19 protein-coding genes are annotated in these 25,436 nt (G+C 68.5%); 9 read left to right on the top strand and 10 right to left on the bottom strand.

What is annotated here, in order from left to right; genetic code table 11:
• Positions 1 to 491 precede the first annotated feature (491 nt).
• From ACYVO6_RS05550 to ACYVO6_RS05530, 5 genes are all read left to right on the top strand, one after another.
• Positions 492 to 3,461, top strand: a complete 2,970-nt coding sequence (locus tag ACYVO6_RS05550) for a GH59 galactosidase (protein WP_461057839.1) — start codon at positions 492 to 494, stop codon at positions 3,459 to 3,461.
• Between the two features lie 332 nt (positions 3,462 to 3,793).
• Positions 3,794 to 4,285 carry a hypothetical protein gene (locus tag ACYVO6_RS05545; RefSeq protein ID WP_461057837.1) on the top strand — a complete coding sequence of 164 codons (492 nt, stop codon included), beginning with the start codon at positions 3,794 to 3,796 and terminating at the stop codon, positions 4,283 to 4,285.
• Positions 4,286 to 4,416: 131 nt separating this feature from the next.
• Entirely contained in the window at positions 4,417 to 6,153 is a 1,737-nt protein-coding gene (locus ACYVO6_RS05540) for a S8 family serine peptidase (RefSeq protein WP_461057835.1), read from the top strand.
• Positions 6,154 to 6,434: 281 nt separating this feature from the next.
• The gene (locus tag ACYVO6_RS05535) at positions 6,435 to 8,120 is read left to right on the top strand and encodes a ribonuclease J (protein WP_461057833.1); all 1,686 of its coding nucleotides are present in this window, start codon (positions 6,435 to 6,437) and stop codon (positions 8,118 to 8,120) included.
• 72 nt (positions 8,121 to 8,192) lie between these two features.
• Positions 8,193 to 8,909 carry a polyamine aminopropyltransferase gene (locus ACYVO6_RS05530; RefSeq protein WP_461057831.1) on the top strand — a complete coding sequence of 239 codons (717 nt, stop codon included), beginning with the start codon at positions 8,193 to 8,195 and terminating at the stop codon, positions 8,907 to 8,909.
• Positions 8,910 to 8,995: 86 nt separating this feature from the next.
• Here ACYVO6_RS05530 and ACYVO6_RS05525 read toward each other — a convergent pair whose 3' ends face one another.
• The 3 genes from ACYVO6_RS05525 to ACYVO6_RS05515 all read right to left on the bottom strand — a co-directional run bounded on the left by ACYVO6_RS05525 (position 8,996) and on the right by ACYVO6_RS05515 (position 10,830).
• Positions 8,996 to 9,862, bottom strand: a complete 867-nt coding sequence (locus ACYVO6_RS05525; protein WP_461058221.1) for a tyrosinase family protein — start codon at positions 9,860 to 9,862, stop codon at positions 8,996 to 8,998.
• Positions 9,846 to 10,385, bottom strand: coding sequence for a tyrosinase family oxidase copper chaperone (locus tag ACYVO6_RS05520; protein WP_461057829.1), 540 nt, complete (start codon positions 10,383 to 10,385; stop codon positions 9,846 to 9,848). The genes ACYVO6_RS05525 and ACYVO6_RS05520 overlap by 17 nt, the downstream gene beginning before the upstream one ends.
• Positions 10,386 to 10,572: 187 nt before the next feature.
• Positions 10,573 to 10,830 carry a hypothetical protein gene (locus ACYVO6_RS05515; protein ID WP_461057827.1) on the bottom strand — a complete coding sequence of 86 codons (258 nt, stop codon included), beginning with the start codon at positions 10,828 to 10,830 and terminating at the stop codon, positions 10,573 to 10,575.
• A gap of 1,419 nt (positions 10,831 to 12,249) precedes the next feature.
• On the opposite strand from ACYVO6_RS05515, the gene ACYVO6_RS05510 reads away from it, so the two are divergent.
• Positions 12,250 to 12,918 carry a YveK family protein gene (locus ACYVO6_RS05510; RefSeq protein WP_461057825.1) on the top strand — a complete coding sequence of 223 codons (669 nt, stop codon included), beginning with the start codon at positions 12,250 to 12,252 and terminating at the stop codon, positions 12,916 to 12,918.
• 62 nt (positions 12,919 to 12,980) lie between these two features.
• On the opposite strand, the gene ACYVO6_RS05505 is transcribed toward ACYVO6_RS05510, so the two are convergent.
• The 5 genes from ACYVO6_RS05505 to ACYVO6_RS05485 all read right to left on the bottom strand — a co-directional run bounded on the left by ACYVO6_RS05505 (position 12,981) and on the right by ACYVO6_RS05485 (position 17,126).
• Entirely contained in the window at positions 12,981 to 13,421 is a 441-nt protein-coding gene (locus tag ACYVO6_RS05505; RefSeq protein ID WP_461057823.1) for a hypothetical protein, read from the bottom strand.
• Positions 13,422 to 13,711: 290 nt separating this feature from the next.
• Positions 13,712 to 14,389 carry a hypothetical protein gene (locus ACYVO6_RS05500; protein WP_461057821.1) on the bottom strand — a complete coding sequence of 226 codons (678 nt, stop codon included), beginning with the start codon at positions 14,387 to 14,389 and terminating at the stop codon, positions 13,712 to 13,714.
• A gap of 786 nt (positions 14,390 to 15,175) precedes the next feature.
• Positions 15,176 to 15,388 carry a hypothetical protein gene (locus ACYVO6_RS05495; protein ID WP_461057819.1) on the bottom strand — a complete coding sequence of 71 codons (213 nt, stop codon included), beginning with the start codon at positions 15,386 to 15,388 and terminating at the stop codon, positions 15,176 to 15,178.
• Positions 15,389 to 16,150: 762 nt separating this feature from the next.
• Positions 16,151 to 16,594, bottom strand: coding sequence for a hypothetical protein (locus ACYVO6_RS05490; protein WP_461057817.1), 444 nt, complete (start codon positions 16,592 to 16,594; stop codon positions 16,151 to 16,153).
• Between the two features lie 298 nt (positions 16,595 to 16,892).
• Positions 16,893 to 17,126 carry a hypothetical protein gene (locus ACYVO6_RS05485; RefSeq protein ID WP_461057815.1) on the bottom strand — a complete coding sequence of 78 codons (234 nt, stop codon included), beginning with the start codon at positions 17,124 to 17,126 and terminating at the stop codon, positions 16,893 to 16,895.
• Positions 17,127 to 17,243: 117 nt separating this feature from the next.
• Here ACYVO6_RS05485 and ACYVO6_RS05480 point away from each other — a divergent pair, with 117 nt between their 5' ends.
• Together ACYVO6_RS05480 and ACYVO6_RS05475 are read left to right on the top strand one after the other, a co-directional pair.
• Positions 17,244 to 18,092, top strand: a complete 849-nt coding sequence (locus ACYVO6_RS05480) for a helix-turn-helix domain-containing protein (protein WP_461057813.1) — start codon at positions 17,244 to 17,246, stop codon at positions 18,090 to 18,092.
• Positions 18,068 to 18,274, top strand: a complete 207-nt coding sequence (locus tag ACYVO6_RS05475; RefSeq protein ID WP_461057811.1) for a DUF397 domain-containing protein — start codon at positions 18,068 to 18,070, stop codon at positions 18,272 to 18,274. The genes ACYVO6_RS05480 and ACYVO6_RS05475 overlap by 25 nt, the downstream gene beginning before the upstream one ends.
• A gap of 20 nt (positions 18,275 to 18,294) precedes the next feature.
• Here the strand turns inward: ACYVO6_RS05475 and ACYVO6_RS05470 are convergent, their stop codons facing one another.
• The gene (locus ACYVO6_RS05470) at positions 18,295 to 20,214 is read right to left on the bottom strand and encodes an AMP-dependent synthetase/ligase (RefSeq protein WP_461057809.1); all 1,920 of its coding nucleotides are present in this window, start codon (positions 20,212 to 20,214) and stop codon (positions 18,295 to 18,297) included.
• A gap of 224 nt (positions 20,215 to 20,438) precedes the next feature.
• Here ACYVO6_RS05470 and lacZ point away from each other — a divergent pair, with 224 nt between their 5' ends.
• Entirely contained in the window at positions 20,439 to 23,579 is a 3,141-nt protein-coding gene (gene lacZ / locus ACYVO6_RS05465) for a beta-galactosidase, LacZ type (RefSeq protein WP_461057807.1), read from the top strand.
• 4 nt (positions 23,580 to 23,583) lie between these two features.
• On the opposite strand, the gene ACYVO6_RS05460 is transcribed toward lacZ, so the two are convergent.
• Complete coding sequence (locus ACYVO6_RS05460; protein WP_461057805.1) at positions 23,584 to 25,176, bottom strand: vWA domain-containing protein; 1,593 nt, start codon at positions 25,174 to 25,176, stop codon at positions 23,584 to 23,586.
• Between the last annotated feature and the right edge of the window lie 260 nt (positions 25,177 to 25,436).

Raw genomic sequence — 25,436 nt, 5'->3', positions numbered from 1 at the left:
CCCGAAGGCGAAAGGACGAGCCGCCCGTGCCTTCCGTGCCCGGCTATCCGCCGCCCGCCACGGCGCAGCCCCAGCACCGTGTTGCTCCTGCCCGCCATCGGTGCGGTGGTGTGCACCTCACTGGGACGGGGACGGTGTTGCCCGTCACCGCCGATGAACTGGCCCGGGCGCGCGCCGCGTTCCCCAGCCGGTGACCCGTGCCACCGGCACGGAGCACTGCGCGGAGCGGAACCGACGGCACGCGGGACACCAGTCCCCTCGAGGGCTGGGGACCGCGCTTCCCTGGCTCGCCGCAGACATACCGTCCCCGGACACCGTGCCGGGTGCCGCGGTGACGCTCACCCGTGGCACGGACGCAAGCCCACCGCCCGCCGTGAAGGGTGCCGGACGGCAGCCGCGGGCATCTGGTGCCGATCACCTGGCACAAGGAAGTCATGCGTCAGTCGAAACCGTCCACGAGACGTACGACAAGAAGAAGGAGTCGAAGCCGGATGGGCACGCAGAGAAGACCCGGATGGGTGTCGCTTGCCGCGGCAGCCGCCATGGCTCTGGCGGCAGGAGTGATCACTGCCCCCGCCGCCTACACCGCGGATGATCCCGTAGAGGTCATAGTCAACGGAAACGACGTTCGCGGCGACAACGTGAACGGCTTGACCTACAAGGGCCTCGGCCTGCTCAGCTGCAACAGCACGAGCAACCTGCTGATGGACTACAAGGCGGCGCAGCCCGACCGGTACTGGCAGCTCGTCAGAGTTCTGTTCGGCGGAAAGAACCCCCTGATCAACCATGTCAAGGTCGAGATGGGGACGGACACGAACACGTCGACCGGTTCCGATCCGGCGACCATGCGCACACCGGACGAACTCGCCGACGCGTCCCGCTCGCCGGGCTTCCAACTGGCCGCCGACGCCAAGACGGTCAACCCGAAGCTCAAGGTCTCGATTCTCCGCTGGGAAATGCCCGAATGGGTCCAGAACGAATGGGACAAGGGCACAGGCACCGACGAGATGTACAAGTGGTACAAGGAGACGATCCTCGACGCCTACGAGAAGTACGGGTACGTGGTCGACTACGTCGACCCGGACAAGAACGAGACCCGGAATCCGGACGAGGCGTTCATCAAGTGGTACAAGAACGCGATCGTCACCGACACGGACTTCGCGAATCCGCGCTACAACCTCCCGGCAGCCAAGCAGCAGAAGGCCAAGAAGGCCTACCAGAACATCAAGATCATCGCCTCCGACGAGAACACCACACACCACATCGGTCCGTCCATGCTCACCGATGCGGAACTCTTCGGCATGGTCGACGCGGTGGGCTACCACTACAACACCGACGACCGGCTCGAGGGGGACGCCGACAGCGACACCTATCAGCCGTACACCAAACTGGCGACCGGCAAGAACAAGTACAACCAGGACAAGGAGGTCTGGTACAGCGAAGGCACCGCCTCGTTCGGCCACACCGAATACCGCGTCAACAACACCGAAGGCCCGAATGGCGCGAGCACCGGCATCGGCGGCGTCCAAAGCGCCCTCGACCTCGCGAACCGCTCCGTCAAGAGCTACGCCAACTCCAAGCGGACGCACTACATCTTCCAGCCGGCGATCGGGTCCTTCTACGAAGGCGCGCAGTACAGCCACAAGGAACTCGTCAGCGCCCGCGACCCGTGGTCGGGCTATCTCCATTACGACGCGGCCCTCTATGTGATGCAGCACTTCACCCAGTTCGCGAAGACCGGCTGGGAGAACGACACGAACACGGCGGGCATCTGGCGCACCGTGCCGGAAGCCAGTCACAGCGGGGTGAGCGGCACCGAGAACGTCGACGGCTCGAACGGGGCCCCGAGTTACATGACGCTCGCGGATCCCCGTAAGAAGGATTTCTCGACGGTCGTCGTCAACGACAGCGACCAGCCCAGGACTTACCGCATCAAGGCCGAGAACATGCGACTCGGCCCGAATCCGACCATGGAGATCTGGGAGACCCGTGGAGCGGACGCGGGGCAGGCCTACGACGCGAACTTCAAGCACCTCGCCGACGAGATCCGGCCCGGCGGCGACGACTTCTACACCTACACGGTCAAGCCGCGGTCGATCGTGACCCTGACGACGCTGGACAAGAGCCACGACAAGGCGACGAAGCAACGACTGCCCAAGTCCTGGGACCGCACGGTGCTCGACACCGACGCCACCGGCAAGAAGCGCAACACCCGCGACGACGTCCTGTACGCCGACGACTTCGGGTACGAGGAGGAAGGCAGGGTCCAGGTCGGCACGGCCGACGGCGCGCGCAAGGTGTCCCAGCCCTATCTGACGTCCCGTGGCAACCAGCCGCGCTACATGGTCGACCAGACCGGCGCCTGGGAGGTCGGGAAGGACGCGCGCGGCGACAACGTGCTGTACCAGTACATGGACCAGTCCATGAAGGACACCCACGCCTGGAACCGTCACACGCCGAACACGACGGTCGGCGACTTCCGTTGGGAGAACTACAAGGCCACGGTCGACGTCTCCTTCCCGGACCCGGCCGGCGGACTCGCCTCCCTGGGCGTCCGTCAGCAGAAGGGCATGGCGATCAGCGACGCCGCCTACAACGTGCGTATCCGCCCGGACGGCGCCTGGACGTTCTACGAGTACGGCACCGCGATCAGGACGGGAACGGTCGCGGCGTCCGACACCTACCGCCTCGCCATCGAGGCGAAGGGCGCGACGATCACGACCTTCGTCGACGGGAAAGCCGTCTCCACGTACCAGGATCCGACTCCGCAGACCGAAGGCCGCGTCAAGCTCGGCAGTGACTTCTACAAGACGGCGTTCGACAACCTGAAGGTCGAGAAGATCGACGGGTACACGCCGTACGCCGGCGCGCAGCTCGACAACATGGACAGCTCGATCGCGTACGAGGGCGCCTGGAGCAGGAAGAACGCATTCGGCGACGCGATGGACTGGTACCGGTCGACGTCGACGAGCACGGCTGCCGGCGCGTCCTTCACCGTCCCGTTCACCGGCACGGGCATCGACATCATCGGCGGCAACGACGGCAGCGCCGTTCTCGATGTCCACATCGACGGCAAGCCGGTCGCCAAGGACGCGAAGACCGCCGCCGTCGACAAGCGCCTCGCGACGTACACGCTCCGCGGCCTGCCGGACGGCAAGCACACGGCGAAGTTCGTCCTCAAGTCCGGAAAGATCGTTCTCGACGCGTTCAACGCCATTCCCGGTGCCGTGGACGGCCCTGTGGACACGACCCCGATCCGGAGCACGCTGGACGAGATCGGAAGTCCGGCACAGGCCGACTACACGGCCGACTCGTGGGCTCTGTTCGACTCCGCGCTCTCGGCCGCGAAGGCCGCCGTGACCGGGCAGAAGGGCCTCGACGTCATCGGCGTCGAGCAGATCGAGAACAGGCTCGACGAGGCCTACGACCGGCTGGTGCGCAAGGACGTCACCTCGGGGTAGCGGGCACTCTGCGTCACGGGCGCTCTCCCGACCACGGGAGAGCGCCGCGCCGAGCAGCACGGCAGCGTCACTCGGACGGCGGCGTGGTTCCCACCGGACGAGGCCGGGCGCTCAGGCGCGACGTGATGCCAGTAGCGCAGCCTTTTCGCGGCCAGGCATACGGGTGCTGGTCGGCGGTCCGGTCGAGGGATTCCTTCTCCAGGAGCGGTCGTCCGATTGCGGCCGAGTCGGCGTCGGTTTAGCTTCAAGGACGTCACTTTATGTGACAGAACCGACATAATCCCCATGTCGGTTCTCCCGTGAAGGCATCGAACGGAGCATTCATGTCGGTGATGACCGGTACTCAACCGCAGCAGCAGGTCGGCCAGCAGGCTGGCCCGCAGCAGGTCGCCCAGCAGGTCCAGCAGGCGATCCAGCAGGCGTGCCAGCAGACGGCCCAGCAGGCCGCTCAGCAGGTGCAGCAGACGTTCCAGCAGATCCAGCAGATCCAGCAGCAGCTCCAGCAGCGGCCGGACCTGGCCCAGCAGGCTCACCCGTACCTGGCGCTCGCGCTGCACCGCTCGCTGCACGCGGGCATCCGCCAGGCTGTGGAGCAGTCCGTGCAGCAGGCGCTGCCGACCGCGATCGTGGGCCTGCTCCAGCAGAGCCAGCAAGGTCAGCAGCAGCAGTGGGGCGGCGGGCTCGGACAGCAGGCCGGCGGCCAGCAGCAGTACGGCCAGCAGCCGTTCGGACAGCAGCAGTACGGCCAGCAGCCGTTCGGCCAGCAGTCCCAGCAGCCTGGCTTCGGCTTCGGTCAGATGGGTCAGCCGTTCGGTATGGGCTGATCTGAGGGCGGCGTAAAGCGGTGTGCCCGGGGCTGTTCCCGGGCGCACCGCCTCAGCGTGCAGGCGCGAGCCGCCCCCGTCCCCGGATTGGAAGCACAAGTTACGAGGTAGGCGTGGTGAAGGTGGACGTAATGGTCAAGGAAAGGCCCGAAAACAGCCGCGCGAGCGGATCCGAGGGGGGCGGCGCCGGCGGATCCGAACCCGAGGGCAAGCAGGCGGAGCCGCGTGAGGAAGGCGCGCCGTCACCGCGCCCGGTGCAACCGCGCCGGGAGCGGTACATGGTGGCGCCGCTGCCGCAGCATCTGCTCCCACCAGGAGTGTCCGAGCTCAGCATGGACGCGGTGTGCGACCGGCTGGAGCGTATGCCCGAGGTCAAGGTGACCCGCAGGCTCCGGCCGTCGGAGAAGCTGCAACCGGCCGGGCTGCGCCCCTCCTGCCCGGAGATCGCGGTCGTCGAGGCGGACCAGGCCCAGGTGCCGGCGATGCGGTCGCTGCACGTACACATCGAGCCGGACCTGCCGCTGTCCGGCACCGGACCCGCTGTCACGCCGACCGCGGCGATCCTCCCGCTCCGCGATCCGGCGCTGGTCGCGCCGCTGGATGAACCCGTGGAGATCTCGCTGCGCGTCTGCGGCCCGGAGGGCGAACCGCTGACCGGCGCGGCGGTGTACCTGATCGGCTCGTCATGGCCGGGGCAGGGCATCACCGATGCCGACGGGACGGTCACCGTCACGCTGGCCACGGAGACCGTCCAGTCCGTGCAGTCCCTCTACGTCCGGCCCGCGGGCGGCTATGCGGACCGCTGGATCGGCCGTCCCGATCTGTCGGTGACCCGGGAGAACCTGGTCACCCTCACACCGCTGGACAAGGTGTACCCGGGGCTGGAGGAGCGGCAGCAGTACGGCTGGGGCCAGCAGGCCATGCGGGTGGACCGGCTGCCTCCCACGTTCCGCGCCTTCGGGGTCAAGGTCGCGGTCATCGGTTCGGGCGTCGCCTCCGAGCACCCCGATCTGAAGCAGCGGGTGCGCTCCGGGGTCGACCTCGTCCGCCGTACGAAAGAGGGGTGGGCCCAGGACAGGGTGGGCACCGGCACCCATGCGGCGGGCGTCATCGCCGGGGCAGACACCGGCAAGGGCGTCATCGGCATCGCGGTCGACGCCGAGCTGGAGGTCTGCCAGGTGCAGCCCGGCGGCTGCTTCAGCGACCTGATCGCCGCCTTGGACCACTGCATCGAACGCGATGTCGACGTCGCCCACATCGCGGTGGCGGCCCCGTATGCGTCGGCGCTGGTCTCCCGCAAGCTTGCCGATGCCAGCGCCGCGGGCATCGCCTGCGTCGCTCCGGCGGGCGACACGGGCGGACCGGTCGCCTTCCCCGGCTCGTTGCCGACCGTGTTCGCCGTGGGCGCGCTGGGCGTCTTCGGTTCCTACCCACCAGACACCTCCCAGGCCACCCATGCGGGCCCGCAGCTGACACCGGAAGGGCTGTTCGCCGCGCCGTTCAGCTGCTACGGCCCGGGGATCGACGCGGCCGCTCCCGGCGTGGCAGTCCTGTCGTGCGCGGCGCAGGGCGGCTACACGGCCCTCGACGGTACGGGCACGGCCTCGGCCCATGTCGCCGGACTTGCCGCCCTCGTTATCGCCCACCACGAGGACTTCCACGGCCAGCTGCTGCCCCGAGGCCCCGGCCGGGTGCAGCACGTGTTCGACATCATCTCCGCCAGCTGCCGCCCACTGGCCGCCCGGGGCACCGCGGAAGCGGCGCGCGTCGGCCGCGGCCTGCCGGACGCCCTGGTCGCCCTGGGCCTGGCCCCCGGCGTACAGCTCGCCCCTGCCCTGTCCCCCTACGTCCCCACCTTCACCGGTTGAGTCCCGGCTGAGGCACAGCCAGGCCCCTCCCCACAACGAGATCACCGAGCGGCGCCCGCCCTTGAAGGGACGGGTGCCGCTCGGCCTGTTTCCGCGCCCGTCTCGGCAGCCCCTCGCACTGCGGCTCAGTAATCACCCATCACCTGCACCGCGGGCTGTCCCGGCCCTCCGTGTAATCCGGGTGATCCAGGGCACTCGCTGCGCATGACACCTGCCGTCGGGAAAGAAGCGAGCGCGCAGGTGATGGATCACTCCGTTCACCTCTCCGATAACGTCACGCTATGAGCCATCCGCATCCAGAACTGCAAGCCGCCCCGCCACTGCCCAAGGGAGGGCTGCGGGTCGTCGCCCTGGGCGGCCTGGGTGAGATCGGCCGCAACATGACCGTCTTCGAGCACGCCGGCAAGCTGCTCATCGTCGACTGCGGCGTGCTGTTCCCCGAGGAGACCCAGCCCGGCGTGGACGTGATCCTGCCGGACTTCACCTCGATCCGGGACCGCCTGGACGACATCGTGGCCGTGGTGCTGACCCACGGGCACGAGGACCACATCGGGGGCGTGCCGTATCTGCTGCGCGAGCGGTCCGACATTCCCGTCGTGGGCTCGAAACTGACGCTGGCGTTCCTCGAGGCCAAGCTCAAGGAGCACGGCATCCGGCCACGCACGGTGCGGGTGCGTGAGGGCGACCGGCGCGGGTTCGGTCCGTTCGACTGCGAGTTCGTCGCGGTCAACCACTCCATCCCGGACGGTCTCGCGGTCGCGATCCGCACCGGTGCCGGGATGGTGCTGCACACCGGCGACTTCAAGATGGACCAGTTCCCGCTGGACGACCGCATCACCGACCTACGAGCCTTCGCCCGCCTCGGCGAGGAGGGCGTCGACCTCTTCCTGACCGACTCCACCAACGCCGAAGTGCCCGGATTCACCGTCTCCGAGCGCGAGTTGAACCCGGCGATCGAGCAGGTCCTGCGCACCGCGCCCCGCCGCGTGATCGTCTCCAGCTTCGCCAGCCATGTGCACCGCATCCAGCAGGTCCTGGACGCCGCGCACCAGCACGGCCGCAAGGTGGCCTTCGTCGGCCGCTCCATGGTCCGCAACATGGGCATCGCCCGCGACCTGGGCTACCTGAAGGTTCCGCGTGGCCTGGTGGTCAGCATGAAGGAACTGGAGAAGCTGCCGGACCACAAGATCACCATGGTGTGCACCGGCTCCCAGGGCGAGCCGATGGCCGCCCTGTCCCGGATGGCCAACCGCGACCATGTGATCCGCATCGGCGAGGGCGACACGGTCCTGCTCGCCAGCTCCCTCATTCCCGGCAACGAGAACGCCATCTACCGGGTGATCAACGGGCTGACCCGGTGGGGCGCCAACGTCGTCCACAAGGGCAACGCCAAGGTGCACGTCTCCGGCCACGCCAGCGCCGGCGAACTCGTCTACTGCTACAACATCGTCAAGCCCCGGCACGTCATGCCCGTACACGGCGAATGGCGCCACCTGCGGGCCAACGGCGACCTCGCCATCCGTACCGGCCTCGATCCCGACCGGGTCGTCATCGCCGAGGACGGTGTCGTCGTCGACCTCGTCGACGGCCGCGCCTCGATCACCGGCAAGGTGCCCGCGGGCAACGTCTACGTGGACGGCATGGAAGTCGGCGGCGCCACCGAGGCCTCCCTCAAGGACCGCCTCACCCTCGCCAACGAGGGCGTGGTCACGGTGGTGGCTCTCGTCGACGCCGACACCGGCGCCCTCGCCGAGGCCCCCGACTTCCTGGCCCGCGGGTTCGTCCACGACGACGCCACCTTCGAGCCCGTCATCCCGGTGATCGAGAAGACCCTGGCCACCGCGGCCGAGGAGGGCGTCGGCGACGCGCACCAGCTCGAACAGCTCATCGCCCGCGCGGTGGCGTCCTGGGCGTTCCGGACCTACCGCCGCAAGCCCCTCATCATCCCCGTGATCATCGACGCCTGAGCCGGGTACCCGCGTACCGCGTACGACCGTCGGCCGTGCAACGCGGCATCGCCCGCAGAGAAAGGTGCACGCATGAGCGCGCGCTTCGAAGAGATCGACTGGCGTCCGACGCCCCTGGGAGACATCAGTCTCCGGCGTCGGCGGGACCCGGCATCGGGCGACGACGTGTACGAGGTGAAGCTTGGGGACGAGTTCCTGATGTCCAGCCTCTTCACCGCGGGAGAGGTCGCGCTCGCGCGACTCGGGCTGGCACAGCTGCCCGAGGCCGATCTCGACATCGCGGTGGGCGGGCTCGGCCTCGGCCACACCGCCCAAGCGGCCCTGGACGACCCCCGTGTCCGGTCCCTGATCGTGGTCGAGGCGCTCGGTGAGGTGATCGAATGGCACGAGCGCCACTTGGTACCGCTCGGCGCCCGCCTGGCGTCGGACCCCCGCTGCCGACTGGTCCAGGGCGACTTCTTCGCGGCGGCCGGCGATCCCGCCGGCCTGGATCCCCAGTCACCGAGCCGCCGCTTCCACGCCGTCCTGCTGGACATCGACCACTCACCGCGCCACGTACTGAACCCACGCCACGCCGCGCTCTACCAGCCACCCGGGCTCCGCGCCCTCGCCGACCACCTCCACCCCGACGGCATCTTCGCCCTGTGGTCCAACGACCCGCCGGACGAGCAGTTCACCTCCACACTCGCGGAGGTCTTCGCCGCACCAGAAGCCCACGTCGTCGGCTTCGACAACCCGCTCCAGGGCGGCACCGCGACCAACACCGTCTACGTGGCACGAAAGAAGTAAGTGCGCCTCTACGCACGGGCGCGGGACTCCTCCGGGCGCTGGGCCGGACAGGCCTGAGTACTTCACCCGTACCCGGCCCGTGCCGGCTACGCGTACCGATAGAGCCCGCTGTGGTCCTCCACCTCACCCGGAGTCACATCCCACGGCGGCATCCTCTCGTGCCGCGCGACGACCCGGCCGCGCTGTGCGTCGCCCTGGGCGAGCGGCTCGGCGGGGAGATAGCGGGCGCCCGGATGCCGCCGCTGCCAGCGGGACCAGAGGAGGTCGACGAAGGCATGGTGCAGCCAGAAGGCGGGGTCGTTGACGGAGGCACCGCCGACCATGTGGCCGCCGACCCAACGGTGGGCCCGGTTGTGGGTACGCCATGAGACGGCGCCTCGCCCCGGCCCCCAACCCTCCAGCTTGTTGCGGAAGCCTTTGGTGGACGTGGAGCCCCAGGGGGCCGTGTCGTAGACCGGGTCGTCGAGGGCCTGCTCCACATCCGCGGCCGTGGGCAGCGCGATCGGGTCCCGGGAGCGGCCCAGGTCGCGCGTGAGGAACTCGGTGTCGGTGATCCCCACCTTGATGGTCCACTTGCCGTTGCGGTGGGCGAAGGGCCCGGTCATGACCTGCCGGTCGGACTGCCGCCCGGTGCCGCCGAGCAGGTCATCGGTCCACGGTACGGCCGTGGTGGTGCGGTTGCGCGTCCAGTCCCAGTACGGCAGGGTCACCGAGTCGTCCACGCGGCGCAGCGCCTCCTCCAGGTCCAGCAGGAACCGGCGGTGCCAGGGCAGGAAGGAGGGCGCCATGTGGGCGACGCGCAGCCCGGCCTCGCCGTCGGAGCGGGAGTACTCGATGTGCGTGCGCACGAACTGCTCGTACTCGCCACGGCGTTTCACCTCAAGCAGCGCGTCGACGAACCGGCGCCGCTCGGACCGGGTGAGCGTGCTGACGTCCTTACGCGTGTACGCCACCATGGTGATCCCTCTCGGCTCCCTGGCCCCCGCCCGGCGTACGGCTGCTCCTGTCATCCGGCGCACTTCCCGGCGCGCCCAGCTGTGCGGTGGGGCCGAGTTCGTCGACGGCCCCGCGCGTGGCGGCGAGCGGAGTCGCGTACGGCTGGTAGTGGTCGACCATGCTCACCCAGCTGCTGTCCGCCCGGCGCATCAGATGCAGCGGCCGGCCGTCCACGGTGACGTACCACGCACCGGATCCGCCGCCCCCGGACCAGCCGTCGTCGAGCCTGACGCCGACGATGCGGCGCCCGCGATACGTCTCGTCGAACCGCGTCTCCTGCGCCCCAGCCGATCCCCCGGCCGATCTCGACGCCACCAGGAACGGTACGGACACCATCCCGAGCACCGCCGCGAACGCCCCCCGCACCACTCGCCGCCGCCCCATGGTCTGCTTGAGGTCGGCGACGGCTGACGAGCTGTCACCCACGGGCCCGGCCGCTCTGCGTACCGGCGTACATCTCAGTGGTCTGCTGATCGGCAACGGTCTGTCTCCTCTTCATCCCTGTGCGGAACATGGTCAAGGGGCCGATCCCGCATACGGCGGAATCGGCCCAGGGACGGGCACAAGCACCCGATACGCAGATCCGGAAAGGAACCCGGTTCGAAGTCCGAACGAGCAAAGGCCCGAGACGAAAGAGCCCCCAAACCGCTCAGCTCTGCATGGGTTCTCAGCCCGCCAGTTGGCTGTTATCCACGGCGCCCGTCGTCTCCTCGATGGCCTTGGACGCCAGATCCTGCTTCGGGTCGAGCAGCTTCTGCCCGTCAACACCCGGCACCTTGACGACATCCGGGGTGAGGTTGCTGCGCACCTTTCCGTTGAGGTCGACGGGCCGGCCTCCCGCGGCGTCCGCAGCGACAGCGGGAGTGGCGAGACCGGCCACGAACAGAGACCCGGCAACGATGGCGGCAGCCTTCAGAGACTTCATCGTGTTCCTTTCTTCGGCAACTCGAAAGTCACCAGCGGGAATTTCTTCACCGAAGCCAACGAACCCCGGACGCCACGGAAACCCCGAACACAGCAAATTCCGGCCTGCCGCAGAAAAGGTCACCCGAATGAAGGGAGCGTCTTATCCGCGTTTCTTATCCTCCTATGAACGCGGGGCGGAGCGACCTGAGTCCGACCGCAGCAACAGACGCCGTACCGATCCGCAACAGGGTCGGTACGGCGCCCGGGCCGAGCTGCGCCTGCTTCGCCTCAGGCACAACTCCCGTTCTCAGGAAGGCTGTTCCAGGGAAAGGTCGGGGATGGGCAGGCCGGGGCTGAGGCCGCCCAGGAGGGCGGGGACGACGCTCACGAGCTTCTCCCTCACGGTCTCGACCGCGTCGAGGACGCCGGCGATATCACCGGCCGCGCCGGAGGCGGGAGCCGACTCCGACGCGCGAGTGCGTTCCCGCGCCGTGTCGGTCGCCAGGGTGGCGGGAGCCGTGAACCGAGCAGGAACGTGGCGCAGAGGGCGGAGGGCGCGATGCGCCGTGCCGAAAGAGCACGCATGGAGGATCCTTTCGCCAGGGTGCGTGGGGCCTTGTGGCCACTCTTGAACCGGCGAACGCACACTGCAACCGAGCGAGCTCGGAAGGTGACATCCCACCCCCTCGCGACCAGGCATCGTCACAGGTGAGCGGCCCTGTCGGGCCCTCCGGAGGCTCCGCCCCGTTCGGCGCAGCACCCCCGGCAGCACGGCCGCCGACACGAGACAATGATTTAAGCACTTCGTCACTCTTGCCCGATATGCGAGGTATTCCGGGATAGAGTGACGCGTCGTCAGCCGAGTTTGACGTTCCTCGCGAAAGGGCAACGCCGGTCATGCGTCACGCCCGGGGTCTTTCCACTGCGACCCGCACGGGGTTCCGCCCGTCCGATGGCCCGACAGGGCGGGACGGCCGCCCCTCGGGTCGACTCGCACGGTGATGGTCAGCCGGTCTGCCGAACCGTCGCGCGGCACGACGCGGCCGGGGACTTCGCCGCGCGTCCTCCACGTCACCCAGCCGGTGGACGAGGGAGTCCAACCGCTCGTGACCGTCGAACGCACCGTCTCTCCCCTCGCAGCCCAGCAACCGGAGCAGGGATTCCTGCCCGTCTCGGTCCCCCTCCCCCACGGGGCCCCCCGGCGGCTCCGGGTTCCCCGCGAGGCAGCGGGCCGTGGCCCGGCACGCCCCGGCGCTGCCCCTGCTCGTCGTGGACGCGACGGCCGCGCTCACCGCCGCTCCGGCCCTCCCCCACGCCCGACGGACCGTCAGGCCCCCGCCGCCGCCCGCCACTACTGCATCACGCGCACCGCCGCACAACTCATGGACGTGTACGCGGCCGCCGTCTCGTCACCGTCGCCCCTGGGAGTGATCCCCTGATGACCACCAAGACCCAATCCCCGACCACCCCGCCCCGCCGACCGCGGAGGGCCCTGAAGCGCCTGCGAGCGCTGCCGCCCTGGTCCCTGCTCGCGGCCGGCACCCTCACCGGCGCCCTGGCCGGCGGCGCGTACGGCGCCCTCACACCGCCCGCCTACTCGGCCTCGGCCTACGTCATCGCCGTACCGACCGCGAAATCGGACCCGCAGGCGGCACTCGGCTTCGCCCAGGCCTACGGCCGGGTCGCCACCCAACTCGCGGTACTCGGCGACGCCCAGGTATGGGCGGGCGTTCCGGTCCGGACGCTGCGCGAGAGCGTACGGTCGGCGACCTCACCGGACGCACCGATGGTCGCCGTGACGGCCACCTCCGCACGCCCCGACCTCGCCGCCGACATGGCCAACGCGGTCACCGGCGCGATGACCCGGCACGCCACCCACACCAAAAACGCCACGCACGTCGAACTCCGCCAGTTCTCCCGGGCCGTCAAGCCCACCGAGCCGTCCTCGGCGTCCCCGGCACTGACCGGCCTGGTGGGCGCAAGCGCCGGCGGCCTGCTCGGCGGCCTCGCACTACTGGCCCGCCCACGGCACACGGCCGCCGACAGCATGGGCTCGGCCGTCGTACCCGGCCCGGCCACCGCCGCCGACGCGCACGGACAGCTGTGAGCGGGGTGACCCTGCTGACACCGCGACTGGCGGAGAACTACCTGTACGGCGCCCACCCACGGCTACGGGAGTGGAAGGCGGACATCGCCACCATGCTGCTGCACGCCACCGCCGATCGCGTGTCCCGCGACGACCGCCAGGTACTGAGCCTGCTGCGCGGAGCCGAGCCGTACAAGTTCCGCTGGCGCCCGGACACCATGGTCAACGTTGCTCCAGAGATCACCGGGCAGATACGTACGCCCCACACGCAGCTCGGCCCCACCCAGCCACCGACTGAACCAGTCCGTCCGCACCACACCGCGCCAGCTGTAGTCGAGGTAGGCGCCGAAGGCGGGGAACGGGGCGGGGGGTGCGAGCGGAGCCGGCGTCACCGGCGCTGCACCGGTGACCGCCGGCACCGGGGTCGCTCCCGGCCCCGGCGCCGGTACCGCCCCCGGCGACTTAGTGGCCTTCTCCACCCCGGTGCCCGCGAGGTAACCAGGTCCCGACAACAGTGCGGCCACCGCAACAATCCCGACCACCGCACATACGGGCCACCTTCTGAGGCACCGATACCGTGCGGCCATGACTGCTCCCGTCTCCGCTCATCAACGGCGGCCGTAACGCATGCACCGCCGCCCTTTTCCGCACTACTCCTGACGTCCAGTCATATGTACTGCGATCCCGCCAGCGGAGTCCCCTGCCTGGCCACCCCCTGACCACCCGCGCGAGTGAGCCCTGGCCGGGAACGAGTTCGGGGGCCGGACGACTCTCCGTCCGGCCCCCGAGGGAAGCGCTCCCGCGTGGATCCTCCCTACCGCACCGAAGCGACTCGCCCTCGCCGGTACAGAATGGCGCCGCTGGTCAGCAGCAGCGCGGCAGCACCCGAGGCCAGGAGCACCTGCTCCCCACCACCGGTCTCAGCGAGCGCGGGGGGCTCGGTGGCCCAGGTGCCCGGTCGCGGCGACTTGGGCGTCGTCGAGGTCGGCGGAGTGGCGCTGGGCTGTGACGTCGACGGCTTCTTGGGCGGTGCGTACGAGTCGTCCCCGTAGCCGCCGTCGTCCCCGTAGCCGCCGTCGTCCCCGTAGCCGCCGTCGTCGCCATAGCCGACGTCGTCGCCATAGCCGACGTCGTCGCCGCCATAGCCGCTGTCATCGCTGTCATCGACGCCAAGGCTGTAACTGACGTCGTAACCGAGCCCACTGCCGGAGCCGTGATCGCCGTACTCGACGGACGTGTCGGCCTCGGCGCTCACGCCGACGGACTTGTCGCCGACGGGCTTGTCGCCAACGGACTTGTCGCCGACGGACTTGTCGGCCTCGGCACTCACGCCGACGGGCTTGTCGCCGACGTCCGGGTCAACGTCCGCCGAAGCCTCAACGTCGCCACCCAACAGGGCGCCGGACGACGGCCCGGAGCCTTCCTCGGAACGCGAGTTCGCGAACGCCGGGCTGCCATACAGGGACAGAATGCTCGTCGCGGCGGCTGCCACGGCCATTCCCCTGCTCAGGTTCTGTCGCAATCTGGTTGTCTTCCTGCTCGAATAGGTGGGAGAAGCCGGCATGGAAACCGAAGGAACAGATCCAATCCCGGCCTGTGCCTCAGCCGTTCGGCTGGTCTTCCGACAGCGGCACGGTGGGGGCGAAAGAACTGGCTCTCTCGTCAGTTCCTCCCCCTCGTCCTACGGCTGCGCCGGGGAGCGGCCTCACGCCTGCCATAGTTTCGCCGCCACTGGATTTTCCAACTGGTCAGATGATGCGACCCGGTGAAGTGCCAGTACCGGCACCCGGGGCACCGATAGATCCGGTCCGGAATCCTCTCGATCAACGGCTTCTTGACAATCCAGACGCGAGCCTCGTCCTCGGTACGGAATGAGGCCTTGCCCGTTTCCGGACAACGCGGCAGGATGATCGTGTCACTCATGCCCCTCCGAAGTACGCTACGTTGTGCGATCGCCTACGGCGTGGCTGATTTTCCAGTGATGGACGCCTTGGAAAGCGGAAAGCGCCTCTCCCTCGGCCGATGAGAATGTCACCTCATCCGCCCATCAGGGAAAAACGTTTTCAGGCCGGACCTCGATTCCCAAGGGAATCGAGAAAGGATGCCCCTGACCGCCGAACTGGACTCGAAGATTCCAACCCAGCCCCGGAGGGCTCAGCCCAGAAGCCAGGCTTTTCCCGTTCCCATTCCCCCGGTCATCCTGGGCGGCCGCCGCGGCGGCGTTCTCGTTCTCGTTCTCGTTGACGATGACGATGGACCGCTCGCCGTCGTGGCCGTTTTAGCCGTTGTCGCAGTCGTCGCCGTCGTCGCCGTCGTCGCCGTTGTCGTGCTTCCCCTTGGAGTAACCCTTGTCGTGCTTCCCCTTGGAGTAGCCCTTGTCGTGCTTCCCCTTGGAGCAGCCGTCGTCGGCGCTGGCAGCCGCGGCAGATCCCGCGAGGAGAACCACCGCCACGAGGGCCGAGGCAGCACCCCGCTTCATGGTCTTGCGCATTCGGTATCTCCGTTCTGTTTCTTCCCCGCTGGAAGAACGCAAGCGATATTGCCTTGACGCGGAAGGCCACACAACTTTAAAGGACCCTCGGCCCGGAACTTCATCCACATGGCCCTGCGCTACAGATGATATGAATTACGAATGCCCAGGCCGCATCGGCCCGGAGCCTTCCTCGGAACGCGAGTTCGCGAACGCCGGGCTGCCATACAGGGACAGAATGCTCGTCGCGGCGGCTGCCACGGCCATTCCCCTGCTCAGGCTCTGTCGCAATCTGGTCGTCTTCCTGCTCGAATAGGTGAGAAGGGCCGGCTCTGGAACCGAAGGAACGGGTCCAAGGTCGGCCCGTGCCGCAGCCGGCCAGCTGGTCCGACAACGGCCAACCGTTGCCGGACCAGCGGGCGCTGTGCGGAATCTTGCAGGTGTTGCAGACCGGATCCGGTGGGAATACGGCCTTAGGAGCTGGATCTCGGGTCGGACACGACGTGCCGACGCCGCCTACGGGAGGGAACGGAGCCGGGTCTGGCAGCGACTGAACGAGATCCTGATCGCCGCTGCTGAACGCCGCATCGCGATTCGACCGGCCACACCGCATGCGGCAAAGGGGACGCCGAGATCTTGCTGCCTCGACATCCCCTGTTCCGCGGATTATTGGCCCTGCTGCCCCGAGCCGACAGATGGATCAGGGCGTCCGACGCGACGAGGACCGAGGAGTCGGGTCTCGCACTGGAGGGGTGAGACCCGGTTTCTCACGATGGCCTGGGATCAGCGGCCGAGAATCCCGACCGCCGTGCAGTTGCCGATGTCCTGCTTCTGCTCGGACATGAAGTTGGCGTTGATGGGGATGAAGACGCCGCCGCCATCGAAATCGTTGTCGCACCGCACGTTCTGCAGCTTTACGTCGGAGTCCTCCCGGTGGTAGCGGAAGTCCTCCCGGTGGTCGCGCCTGTTGTCGTGGCGGTTCCCGTTGTCGTGGCGGTTCCCGTTGTCGTGGCGGTTCCCGTTGTCGTGGCGGTTCCCGTTGTCGTGGCCGTTCCCGTTGTCGTGGCCGTTCCCGTTGTCGTGGCGGTTGCTGTAGCTGCTCCCGTTGTCGTCGCCGTTGCAGGCGTGAGCGACCCCACCGCCGACAAGGCCAATGCTGCCGACCATGACTGCGACAGCCACGGCCTTCTTGAGCTTGTGCATCGCATCTCCGTTTTCCTCGCGCACACGACCCTCCTTACGGACCGTGTCTGCATGGTGACAGACGATAACACCCGCCTCTCTTGACGCACTATTTCCGACACACCCGACTGAATGCCATTAATCGACCTATGTGCGCTTAAGGGCAGCCGGAATCACCGGACCGCACTGCAGCAGGTGGCGACCGCTCCGAACAGACCGGGACCAGTCGCCGCGGCCAGCGCAGAAGAGGCCGGACAGCGAGAACTCGAAACCCCTGTCGTGTCGGGTTCGGTGCCCTGATCGCCTTCGTCGTCCGGAGGTTCAGGAGCGACGTCATCGTCGGTCATCGCCTGTCCCGCAGGGCCGCCGCCAGTTTGCGGGCCGTGTCCGGGTTGCAGCGCCCGAGGTCCACGAGGGGTGGCAAGTAGTCGCTGGCGAGGGAGAGGGCGTCCAGGCCCAGTGACGGCAGCACTACGCCGGCTCCGGCCAGCGCCTCTCCCAGTTCGTCTCTCGCGGCCTTCGCCTCCTGGATCTGCGTCCTCTTGGCAATCTCCGTACTGCGCTTTGCCGTTGCCATCTGTGCCGTGCCCTTCTCGCGCTGATTGCGGCTTCCACTGATGAGCATCGGTGCGTACAGCTACGATCACCAGGTGTAACGGTTTTCGGGACAGCGGAACGAAAACGGGGGTCAACGATGCCCGCACCGAAGGAACTTGACCCGTCCACGTCGCTCCCCGCCCTGTACGGCGTGAAGTTGCGCAAGCTCCGCATCCGGGCCGGGCTCACCCAACGGCAACTCGGCGACAAGATCCCCATCGCCCACAGCCGTATCGCCCAGTTCGAACTGGGCAATGAGACGCCGCCCGAGGACGTCAACGCCAAGTTGGATGTCTTGCTGGGTGCCGACGGTGACCTGATCGACCTGTGGGGTCACATCAGGATGACGCCGATCCCGGACTGGGCGCGGAAGTTCGTGGAGTACGAGGCCAGGGCAACCAAGATGCTCAAGTACATGGCGCAAGCCGTGCCCGGCCTCCTCCAGACGGAGGCCTACGCCAGGGCCTTGCTCCGTATCAGCCGCCCCCGTGACACCGACGCCGAGATCGACGAGCTCGTGACCACCCGACTTGAGCGGCAGGCCATCCTCCGACGCAGTGCTCCGCCACTGCTGTGGTGCATCCTGGACGAGGCGGTGATTCGCCGCCCCGTCGGAGGCCACGCGGTGATGAGCGAGCAGTTGGCACATGTGCTCCGCATGGCGCGGACTCCGCACGTGGTCGTACAGGTACTGCCCTTCGGGCAGGGCGAACACCCGGTCATGGGCGGGTCGTTGACCATCCTGAGTTTTGAGCGGGGCTCCGACGTGGCCTACACCGAGAGTTCGCACTCCGGGGAGCTGGTGGAGAGGCCTGAGGAGGTCGCCGAATACGCCCTCGCTTACGATCTGCTCCAGGCCAAGGCACTGCCTCCTGATGAGTCTCTGGCCGTGATCCGTTCCGCGATGGAGGGGTACAGCACATGCGCGCCGCACGAATTGACCTGAGCAACGCAACGTGGCGCAAGAGCACGTACAGCAATGGTCAGGGCGGCGACTGCCTGGAGATCGCCCCCAACGTCCCCGGAACCGTCCCCGTCCGCGACAGCAAGAACCCCACCGGCCCCGCCCTGCTCTTCCCGCCATCCGCCTGGGCCGCGTTCATCGCCGACATACGGCGCCCCGGCTAACGTCCGGCAACGCGAGCGCGTCAGCCCCGGTACAGCGCCTCGATCTGATCCGCGTACGCCCGTGTCACCGCATGCCGCTTGACCTTCAGGGACGGAGTGAGCAGGCGGTTCTCCTCCGTGAACTCGCCCTCCACGAGGATGAATTCGCGGATCGACTCGGCTCGGGAGACCGCCTGGTTCGCGTAGTCCACGGCCTTCTGGACGTCGGCGCGCATGGTGGGGTCGCGTACGAGGTCGGACATCGGGGTGTCCGCGGGCATGGCGCGGACGTGGAGCCAGTGGGCGATGTCCTCGCGGTCGAGGGTGATCAGGGCTGCGACGTAGGGGCGGTTGTCGCCGACGACGATGCACTGGCCGACCGGGGGGCGGCTGCGGAGGCGGTCCTCCAGGATGGCGGGGGAGACGTTTTTGCCGCCTGACGTGATGAGGATGTCTTTCTTGCGGCCGGTGATGGTGAGGTAGCCGTCTTCGTCGAGGGCGCCGAGGTCGCCGGTCGCGAACCAGTCGTCGGTCAGGGCGGCGTCGGTGGCGGCGGGGTTGTTCCAGTACGCGTTGAAGACGATGCCGCCCTTGATGAGGACCTCGCCGTCGTCGTCGATACGGATCGCCGTGCCGGGGACGGGGAGGCCGACCGTGCCGGGGCGGGGTTTCAGGGGCGGGACGATCGTTGCGGCGGCTGTGGTCTCGGTCAGGCCGTAGCCCTCGTAGATGATGATTCCGGCCGCGTAGAAGAAGAGGTTGAGGTTGCGGTCGAGGGGGGAGCCGCCGCTGATGGCGTAGCGCATGCGGCCGCCGAGTTCCTTGCGGATGCGGCGGTAGACCAGCTGGTCGTACAGGGCCCAGGCGGCGTACAGGCCGGGGTTCGGGCCCTCGCCGCGGTCGAGGAACCTGTTGAGGTGGGCCTCGCCGAAGCGGACGGCGATGCGGTCCGCGCGGTCGAAGGAGGCGGCGCGGCCGATGCGCTCGGCGGTCGCGCGGCCGGTGGCGTGGATCTTCTCGAAGAGGTACGGGACGCCGACCAGGAAGGTGGGGCCGAACTCCCTCAGCGCGGGCCGGAGTTCGGCCGGCTTGATGCTCGGATAGTGCCCCAGCTCGATACGGGCCATCAGGCAGGCGATCTGGATGGTGCGGCCCAGGATGTGGGCGAGGGGGAGGAAAAGGAGCGTCGAGGCGGCCTGGCCCGTGATCTCTTTGAAGATGGGGTGCAGGAGCTCGACCGTGTTGGCGGCCTCGGCGTGCAGGTTGGCATGCGTGAGGACGCAGCCCTTGGGTTGGCCGGTGGTGCCGGAGGTGTAGCAGATCGTCGCAGGTGTGTCGGGGGTCAGGGCCTCCCGGCGCTTGATGATCTCCTCGTCGGGGATGTCCCGGCCCCGGGTGGTGAGTTGAGGGATCGCGCCTTCGTCGATCTGCCATACGCGCGGGGGGTCGGGGTGGTCGGCCGTGCCGGCGGTGACCGCTTCCGCGTTCTCGGGGGTCTCGGCTATGACGAGGCGGGCACCCGAGTCTCGGACGATCCACTCGATCTGCTCGGCCGAGGACGTGGCGTAGATGGGCACGCTCTGGCCGCCCGCCGCCCAGATCGCGAAGTCGAGGACCGTCCACTCGTAGCGCGTACGGGACATCAGCGCGACTCGGCCGCCCGGTTCGAGGCCCGCCGCGATCAACCCCTTGGCGACGGCGGTGACTTCGTGGGCGAAGGCCGCCGCGGTGACCGGGTGCCAGGTGCCGTTCGCCTGGCGGCGGAGGATCACGGCGTCGGGGGCCTCGGCCGCGTTGGTGTAGGGCAGGTCGGCGATGCTGCCGGTGGTGGCCCTCGGTGCGAGGGGCGGCATACGGGCCTCGCGGACGACGCCCTGATGGTCCCTGACGATCTCGACCTCGGTGCGTTCCGCCAGGTCGGTACGTTTCTTCGCCTGCTTCAGATCTTTGCGTACGCCCATGACGGCTCCCGGTCGCGGATCACAGCGGTGGTGCGATGCGTGCTTTACGCGGGGGTCAACTTACTCGGGCGTAGCGGAAGTTCAATCGCTTGTTCGCCTGTGTTCGGACGTGTGGGCGTTTAGGCCGGATGCCCTTGGAGGCTTATGAGACGCATGTGGTCTTGCGCGATGCGCGATTCCGTTCGACGCTGAGGCTTCATGTTGCCTTCCGGTGGAGCCGCCGTATGAGCACATACCGTCCGAGCCGCCGCAATGTCCTCGTCGCAGGAGCCGCCCTCGCAGGCTCGGCCGCATTCGCCGCGCAGAAGCGGGTGTTCGCTGCCGAGGGGGACGAGTGGGACGCGAGTCCGAGAGTCTTCCAGGTCAACAGAGAGCCGGCACGGGCAGCCCGCCTCGTGCCGTACGCCAGCGCCGCCGACGCCCGGCGCGGCCAGTTCGAGAAGTCGCCGTACCACCGCTCCCTGAACGGCAGTTGGCGCTTCCACTGGGCGAGAAACCCCGATCAGCGCCCCACCGGGTTCCACGCGCCCGGCTTCGACGACAGTGGCTGGGACCGTATCCCCGTCCCGTCGAACTGGGAGATCGAGGGCTACCCGGAGCCGATCTACCTCAACATCCCGTATCCGTGGGTCGGTTACGAGACCCCCGAGCCGCCACAGATCCCGCACGACTTCAACCCGGTCGGCTCGTACCGCCGTACCTTCACCGTGCCCGAGGGATGGAAGCGCCGGCGCACGCTGATCTCCTTCCAGGGCGTGAAGTCCGCGTTCTTCGTGTGGGTCAACGGCGAGCGCGTCGGTTACAGCGAGGACAGCTACACGCCCGCCGAGTTCGACATCACCCCGTATCTGAAGGCGGGACGGAACACGCTCGCCGTGGAGGTCTACCGCTGGTCCGACGGCAGTTGGCTGGAGGACCAGGACATGATCGACCTGTCCGGGATCTTCCGGGACGTGTATCTGTACTCGGTTCCGCAGGTGCACGTCGACGACCTGTTCGTGCGGACGGAGTTGGACTCCGCGTACCGCGACGCCGTGTTGAGCGTCGATGTCGCCTTACGCGACCGGGGTGGGGACCAGAAGGCTGCCAGGCATCGCATCGTGGCCGAGCTGTTCGACGCTCGGGGACGGCGCGTGCTGGAGCTGGCGGACGGTGTCGAGGAGAAGGTGACGCTGAAGGGCGAGGTGAAGGCCCCCGCCCTCTGGTCGGCCGAGCAGCCGAATCTCTACACCCTCGTCGTGACGCTGAAGGACGGCTCGGGTAAGGCCGTCGACATCCACAGCAAGCGGGTCGGGTTCCGCCAAGTCGACTACGGGCCCGGCAAGTTCACGGTCAACGGCAAGCCGATCATGTTCCGCGGCACCAACCGCCACGAGAACGACCCCGACCGCGGGCAGGCCGTCGACGAGGCGCGGATGGTGCAGGACATCCTGCTGATGAAGCGTCACAACATCAACGCCCTGCGCACCGCGCACTATCCCAACCATCCACGGATGATGGAGCTGTGCGACGAGTACGGCCTGTACGTCGTCGACGAGGCGAACCTGGAGACGCACGGGGTACGGGACACCGTGCCGGGTTCACTGCCCGAGTGGACCGACGCGTGTGTGGACCGAATGCGGTCGATGGTCGAGCGGGACAAGAACCACGCGTGCGTGGTCGTGTGGTCGCTCGGCAACGAGGCGGGCCAGGGCTCGAACTTCAAGGTCATGGCCGACTGGGTGCACGCCCGCGACGCCTCACGGCCCGTGCACTACGAGGGCATGAACGCCGTGACCGACGTGCACAGCGAGATGTACACCAGCCCGGCGGGCGTCGAGAGGTACGGCAGGTCCGGCAACCCTAAGCCGTACATGCTGTGCGAGTACACGCACATGATGGGCAACAGCGGCGGCAACCTCTCGGAGTACTGGGACATCATCGAGCGCTATCCGAACCTGCACGGCGCGTTCTTCTGGGACTGGGCCGACCAGACGATACGGCTGCCCGTGCCCGGCGACCCGAAGCGCACGTATCTGTCGTTCGGGGGCGACTGGAAGCCGGGCTATCCGACAGACGGGAACTTCTGCTGCAACGGCCTGGTGGCGGGCGACCGTGCGATTCATCCGGGGCTGCTGGAGGCGAAGAAGGTCTACCAGCCGGTGGGGATCACGGCCGGTGATCTCGCCGCTGGAGTGGTGAAGCTGCGCAACAAGCATCTGTTCAGCGGCCTGGACGCGTACGAGCTGCGGTGGACCGTCACGCGGGACGGCACGCGCGTGCAGCATGGCAGGCTCGCGGCGCCCAAGGTCGCGCCGGGCGAGGAGGGCATCGTACGCATCCCGTACCGGAAGCCGTCCGCGCTCGAACCCGGCGCGGAGTACTTCCTCAACCTCTCCTTCCTGCTGCGGAAGAAGACGAGTTGGGCCGACGCCGGGCACGAAGTGGCCGCCGAGCAGCTGGCGTTGGACTGGCAGGCGCCTGCGCCGGCTGATCCCGCACCGCGAGGCGGCCTCAAGCTGACGGAGACCGACGGCGAGGTGAAGGTGAGCGGCCGGAACGTGGAGGTGGTGCTGTCGAAGACCTCCGGCACGCTCTCCTCGTACGTCTTCCGCGGCCGGCTTCTGCTCACCGAAGGCCCCGTGCCGAACTTCTGGCGGGGGCCGACGGATAACGACATCGGCAGGAAGTTCCAGACCACGGCGCGTACGTGGCGCGACGCAGGGGCCAAACGCACCGTGACGTCGGTCAAGGCCTCGCAGCCCTCGTCGGGCGAGGTGGTCATCGAGGTCGGCTGTACGCTGCCCACCTCGCCGAACGCCTCGTCGTGGCGTACCGAGTTCCGGGTGCGCGGGGACGGCGAGGTACGGGTGCGGCACACGCTGGAGGCGGCCTCGGGGTTGCCCGATCTGCCCATGGTGGGCGCCCTGTTGACCGTTCCCGGGGGTTTCGAGCGGCTCGACTGGTTCGGGCGCGGGCCGCACGAGAACTACTGGGACCGCAAGACGTCCGCGTTCGTGGGGCGTTGGCGGTCCACGGTCGACGATCAGGTGGCGCCGTACGTCCGGCCCCAGCAGACGGGGAACATGACGGACGTACGCCACCTGTCGCTGACCGACCGTGCCGGTGACGGGCTCACCGTGCTCGCCGATCCGGCGGACGGCGAGCCGTTGCTGGAGACCAGCGCGCTGCACTACTCGCCGTTCGACCTCGACGGGCCGCGCCATCCGTACGAGTTGAAGCGGCGCGACGAGACCGTGCTGGGCGTCAATCACCGGCAGATGGGCGTGGGCGGCATCGACTCGTGGGGGGCGGCTCCGCTGGAGCAGTACCTGTTGCACTCCGGGCGGACGTACTCGTACGCGTACCGGCTCAGGCCTTCCTAGCCCCCTACCGGCCCCCGGCCTGTTCGATCGTCTCGGCGAGTTGGCGTACCTCCTCGGACTCCGTGACGTCAGCCAACTCGTCGGCTCGTTCGGACAGTTCGGACAGGGAGGGTGCGGCGGGCAGGCGGGACAAGAGAGAGTCGCCGGAACGGAGGGTGTCGGCGAAGTAGGCGGCTATGGCAGTGACCTGGAGTCCGTTGCGGGCGTTGTCGCGGCTCCACAGGGGCTCGTTGAGGGCTTCGGACTCCAGCTGGGCCGACTCCTCGTGCGGGGTGCGGGTGTCGGGGTCGAGCCAGCGGACGGTCGCGGTGGCGAGGTGGCCGGAGGCTCCGGGCTTGGTGCGGACGGCGTAGAGGGCCGTGACCGTGTGGCCGGGGCCGATCTCGCCGCCGTCGACGCGGTCGTTGCGGAAGTCCTCGTCGGCGACCTCGCGGTTGTCGTAGCCGATGAGCCGGAACTGCTCGACCGTCTGCGGGTCGAAGGCGACCTGTGCCTTGGCGTCGCGGGCCGTGAGGTCGATGTTGCGGGGCAGTTGGTCGACGAAGACCGTGCGGGCGTCCTCTTCGTTCGATACGTAGGTGGTGTGGCCGTCGCCCTTGTCGGCGAGGCGTTCCATCAGCGCGTCGCCGTAGTCGCTGCCCACGCCGACGCCGAACAGGGTGATCCCGTGCTCTCGGCGGGCGTCCGCGATGCGGTCCAGGATGTCGTCGGCGTCGGTCTCACCGGTGTTGGCGAGGGCGTCGGAGAGCAGCACGACGCGGTTGGTGGCGCCCTCGCGCCGGCCCTCGACGGCTGTGGCGTACCCGGTGTCGACGCCCGCGCCGAGGTTGGTGGAGAGGGTGGGTTCCAGGGTGTCGATGGCGTCGTGGACGCGGTCGCGGTTGTCGCCGAGGCGGGTCATCGGGAGTACGGTCTCGGCCTCGTCGCTGAAGGCGACGAGCGCGACGGAGTCGTCGTCGCGCAGTTCGTCCGTCATCACGCCGAGGGACTTCTTGGCCAGGTCGAGCCGCCCCGGCTCGGCCATGGAACCCGAGACGTCGATGACGAACGTGAGGGCGGCGGGCGGCCGTTCGCCGCTGTCCTCGGACGGGCGCGTGGCGAGACCGACGCGTACGAGCCGCCAGTCGTCGCCCTCCCCTCCTGCGTCCGTACGGGCGCCGTCGACCGTGACGGAGAAGCCGTTGCCGTCAGGACGCTCGTAGTTCTGGCGGAAGCTGTTGATGAACTCCTCGGGGCGGACGGTCGCCGGATCCGGCCGCCGTCCGTCGGCGAGGGTGCGGCGGGTGTACCCGTACGAGGCGGTGTCGACGTCCAGGGCGAAGGTGGAGAGATAGTCGGCGGGCGGCGGGGTGCTCTCGCGGATCTCGCCCTTCTGCTCGCCCGGGGTGCTGCCTTCGTCGGTGCCCGCGGGGCCGGTCGGCTGCGCGGGGGCTGGAGCCGGGAAGCGCTCGGTGTCGCGGGCGCTGTTGCTGCCGTCGGCCGACGACTCGCCGGCGCCCGAGCCGCAGGCGGCGAGCAGGAGGCAGCCCGCGGCCATCAGGGCGGCAAGTGCGCCGCGCGGTCGTCGCGTTCGGTGGGTCGTACGGTACTCGCCCATGTGGGCCCCCTCGATGAGTTGACGTCGACGTCTGTGACTGTGACGCCGGAGAGGGCCGAGGTGTGCGGCACGGGGCGTTGCGGATCGATCTCAAAGCGGGCACGGCGGACGCCTGTTGAGACCGGTAGGTGATCTTCCGGAGACCTGGGGGTGTCCGGAGGGACCCTTACAACACGACGTCCTTCCGCGGGCGAATCCGCGGAAGGACGTCGTTTCATGCGCAGCAACCGGGCGGCGAGGACGAGCAACTGCCACAGAAT

Source organism: Streptomyces pseudoechinosporeus, assembly GCF_054783935.1.
Note: the sequence above shows the minus strand (reverse complement) of the source record. Positions and strands in the feature narration are given on the sequence as shown.